The organism is Bathymodiolus japonicus methanotrophic gill symbiont (genome assembly GCF_019721995.1).
In the GTDB taxonomy this organism is placed as follows: Bacteria; Pseudomonadota; Gammaproteobacteria; order Methylococcales; family Methylomonadaceae; genus Methyloprofundus.
On the sequence record NZ_BLYC01000104.1, the window covers coordinates 1 to 3,942 of the forward strand.

5 protein-coding genes and 1 pseudogene are annotated in these 3,942 nt (G+C 40.1%); 3 read left to right on the top strand and 3 right to left on the bottom strand.

What is annotated here, in order from left to right; genetic code table 11:
* Nucleotides 1-122: 122 nt before the first annotated feature.
* Both K6984_RS30215 and K6984_RS30225 read left to right on the top strand, forming a co-directional pair.
* Nucleotides 123-1,115 carry an IS30 family transposase gene (locus K6984_RS30215; RefSeq protein ID WP_221895636.1) on the top strand — a complete coding sequence of 331 codons (993 nt, stop codon included), beginning with the start codon at nucleotides 123-125 and terminating at the stop codon, nucleotides 1,113-1,115.
* A gap of 570 nt (nucleotides 1,116-1,685) precedes the next feature.
* Complete coding sequence (locus K6984_RS30225; protein ID WP_221898650.1) at nucleotides 1,686-1,886, top strand: DUF2281 domain-containing protein; 201 nt, start codon at nucleotides 1,686-1,688, stop codon at nucleotides 1,884-1,886.
* Nucleotides 1,887-2,444: 558 nt separating this feature from the next.
* Here K6984_RS30225 and K6984_RS30230 read toward each other — a convergent pair.
* A pseudogene (locus K6984_RS30230) lies at nucleotides 2,445-3,028 on the bottom strand (IS1595 family transposase); the annotation flags it as partial.
* A gap of 74 nt (nucleotides 3,029-3,102) precedes the next feature.
* A complete protein-coding gene (locus K6984_RS30235) occupies nucleotides 3,103-3,360 on the bottom strand; it encodes a hypothetical protein (protein ID WP_221898652.1) in 258 nt (85 codons plus the stop codon).
* A 41-nt stretch (nucleotides 3,361-3,401) separates the two neighbouring features.
* Here K6984_RS30235 and K6984_RS35575 point away from each other — a divergent pair, with 41 nt between their 5' ends.
* Nucleotides 3,402-3,530: a hypothetical protein gene (locus K6984_RS35575; protein ID WP_263458596.1), complete on the top strand. Its 129-nt coding sequence runs from the start codon at nucleotides 3,402-3,404 to the stop codon at nucleotides 3,528-3,530.
* 164 nt (nucleotides 3,531-3,694) lie between these two features.
* On the opposite strand, the gene K6984_RS30240 is transcribed toward K6984_RS35575, so the two are convergent.
* Nucleotides 3,695-3,942 (bottom strand): hypothetical protein (locus tag K6984_RS30240; protein ID WP_221898653.1); only part of this gene is annotated, 248 nt, incomplete at its 5' end.

Below are 3,942 nucleotides of genomic sequence, written 5' to 3' on the forward strand. Positions count from 1 at the left end.
CCCTGAATTCGTATAATAAGTGCATAACCCTCTGCAAGTATTGGCTAGACTAACACCTGTTGAATTAAGACAAGACATAGGTGTAAAGTAAACAGCTACCAAACAATTTACAGAGGCTACAAATGAGCTATACACACCTATGTCCTGAAGAAAGATATTATATAGAAATTGAATTAAAAAAGGGAACTTCACAGAATAAAATAGCAGAAGCCTTAGAACGAAGCCAAAGCAATATTTCACGCGAGATTAAACGCAATACAGGTCAAAGAGGCTACAGGCATAAACAAGCAGAAGATTTTGCCCAAGAACGACACAAAAACAAGCCTAAAGAGGTTAAATTAACGGATGAAATAAAAGGCATTGTTAATGTTCGCATTGAGGATGACTGGAGTCCTGAGCAGATTGCAGGGCGGTTAAAACAAGAAGGTATAATTAGTCTTCATCATGAAACAATCTACCAGCATATTCTGGCGGACAAAAAGGCAGGGGGTGAACTATACAAGCATCTTCGGCATCAGAACAAAACCTATCGCAAGCGGTATGGGTCAGCCCATAATAGGACAGGAATCCCTAATAGAGTCGATATAGATGAGCGTCCTGAAGAGGTCAACAACCGTAAGCGTATAGGTGATTGGGAGGCAGATACAATCATTGGGAAAAATCACAAAGGGGCGATTGTAACGTTGGATGAGCGAGTCTCTAAATTACGGTTGGCCTTCCCTTTAGCGGGGAAAAAGGCTCAATATGTATTAGACGCAACTATTTTAATGCTTGATCCTATAAAAAGCTTTGTTAAAACAATTACTTTTGATAACGGGAAAGAGTTTACCCTGCATGAAAAAATAGCAGAAGCACTAGGTTGTGATACGTATTTTTCGACTCCCTACAGCTCTTGGGAAAGAGGGCAAAATGAGAATGCTAATGGCTTATTAAGACAGTATTTCCCTAAAGTAATGGAGTTGATTGATGTTACGATAAAAGAGGTTTTTATAGCCGTTGATAAGCTAAATAGTCGCCCTAAAAAGTGTCTCAATTACAAAACACCTTATGAGGTATTTGAAGGGCTGACTGGGATAGATATGAAAAATTTATTGGGTTATGCACTTATGAATTGAATTCAGGTCCTCTGAATATAAGCTTGAAGAAATAAAAAAAGAAAGAAACTTTTTAGCGCATGGTGAAAAGTCTTTTACTGAGGTTGGGCAAGGAAAAACAGTACCAGACGTTAAAAGCACTGCTCTTAAAGTCATTCATTTTCTTGATTGCTATGTTTCTGAGATTGAAACCTATATTAATGACCAGTCTTATAAAATCAGTTGAATTTACTATGTTTTTTAAATGAATAATCAACCGCCTTTTACCCTCACAGCTGATCATCAGCAGTTAGCCGCTAAAATAAAAGCAACAACCCAGTTGGTCTAGAGGCGGTTAGCTTATCGCCTCAACTGCGCTGTAAAAACCGTTGACATTATGTAAGGTCTGGCATTTAAACATAAACCGACATTTCGTAAAAATTATATCAAGCCTACTTGACAACAAAACTGGATAACCATGGCACAACCTGAATTCCCCAAAGCCCAACACACAAATATCGCTTAACCGAATAAAGGGTTGTACTCATGAAAATATAGGTGGGTTATTTTTAGATACGATTTTTTATCAAAATAAATTCATGGAATCCAATAATGCCACTTATAAAAGAACATGACTGGAAAGCATTACCCGAATCAGCGCAGCAGGAAGTATATGACTTTTTTCTGTTTATCAAGCAGCGTTACGCAAAGCAAACAGACCAAGAGAAAGCGGAAACAATCGCCTTCTCAAATCATAGTGAAAATACCATAGATGAATGGTTAGATGATAAAGAAGATGACGTATGGAAGTAAATATTGCCGATGTTATTTTATGTGTTTGTGTCAACGACTTAAAAACCAGTAAAAAAAGACCTGCGCTGAAAATCAGGGAAACGTAGCCTAAGCGAAGTGATGATTTTTAGTCCGCGATAGCCGTAGGGCCGTTGTTTTGTCGGAGTCTGAGCGTTAGCGAAGGTGGAGACAAAATAAAAGGCCCTACGGCTATCGCGGACTAAAAATCATCACTTCGCTTAGGCTACGTTTCCCTGATTTTCAGCGTTGGTTGCAGCAATGAGAGTTAAAACCCAGTGATTTTTTTTAGTAGTATCACTTGTAGTACCAACTAAAATAACAATCATTTATATCCTTTATAATCAATATATTAGATGCTTAATTAAGCTCCTCCCGTCCCACCAAAACAATATTTTACGAAACTCAAACTAAACACGAAACACCTGATTCAATAGAGGTTTTCGGGTTTTTATGCCTATAGCATCCTAATCCACCTTCGCAGCTTTTAATTCAATAAGTCATTGATTTGTCATTAATAGCTTATTTAAATCAATAGTGTTTTTTTAAAGCCTTTCCTGATTACCCATAACCCTCAGCTACTTTCAATAGCTTCACAGGCATTGGAGCAGTTCTTGCTGCAATATACCCCAGCCGGGGTGTCATATCCTCCAGCTGAAAACGCCGATTAAAGCGATAACAAAATTCTGCCAAGTATCGTGGTAGGTGATTTTTACTGACCGAATGATAAGTTCCTGTCATTGTATTTTTCACATTAGCAATCATGGTGTTAACCCATGTGAATTTTTCAAGTGATACGCATTCAGGTCCACCACCAGTGACAATGCTGACATGAGCACAACCGGTTTTTTCACTGAAGAAAAACAGGCTAGACCATTGGAAACAACTGTACTTCCTGCTGTTAAGCGGCCTGTTGCCCATCTTTCAATCTCTTTAGCTTGAAACCCTTTCACCACATTCATATTCATGGCCATCGGGCGGCCTTCCTTAGAAACCGATACAGCGGCAACAAAAGGAACTTTATTTGCTGAGCCTCTTCCTCGTTTGCCGCCCCGCCTTTCGCCACCCCAGTAAACATCGTCTAACTGAATAATTCTACTCAGTCGCTTGCTGTCATCCCGCTCCTTCATTCCCTTCATTCCCTTCATTCCCTCCCTTATTATCATTCCCTACATTACTGTCATTTCCTCCGTTCTGATCATTTATGTCACCTTGCTCATCAATGAAAACCATCTTTATTGAAGTCATCATCAGAAAAACCATCATGGTTATAATCTTTCGTAACTTCTACTGGCAAGCCTATACTAAAATTAATAACACTTAAGCCAGCTAATCCACCTATCCAGTTTCTAAAATCCAGTGGGTCAGTACCGGGTTGTGTCACTACCTGATATATAGGATAGTTTCCAGACGCAACTCCATCAATGGAAAAATCAAATAATGATAGATCTCCTTGATATTCCTGACTTTCAAACATAGGTAAAACATTAGTTGTACCCGGTCGGGGAGTCGCTATTTTTGCGAAAGCTTGTTTTGGGCATCCCAGCCCAAGCAAGCAGCAAAAACTTAACGCGACCACTTATGCCTCCGGCGGCCCCGATTCGTCCTCGTCACCTCGTCCCGACCCAACAAGGGGTCGGAACATAGGCTCCAAATGACTTGACGCCGTGTCGGATGGCCTTTTATTTTGTCTCCACCTTCGCTAACGCTCAGACTCCGACAAAATAACGGCCCTACGGCTATCGCGGACTAAAAATCATCACTTCGCTTAGGCTCCGTTTCCCTGATTTTCAGCGGACGTTCAATTATCATCAGTGTTCCCCTATCAATTGAGGCCGTGAAACTAACCTCGCCACAAGAGAGCTCATAAAGCACTGTAAAGACATTCCTGTTATTATTGCGTTTTGAACTGCCCGAATGGTATACGAGCTGATACGAGATATTCTTGCCTGGAAAAATAATGGATTCACAAAACGATCTCGTTTTTGAGCCTGTTGCTGCCTAATCTCCAGAGCCTCGCTATATTTTTTATCCGATGGATGAATCAATTCTGGCTGTT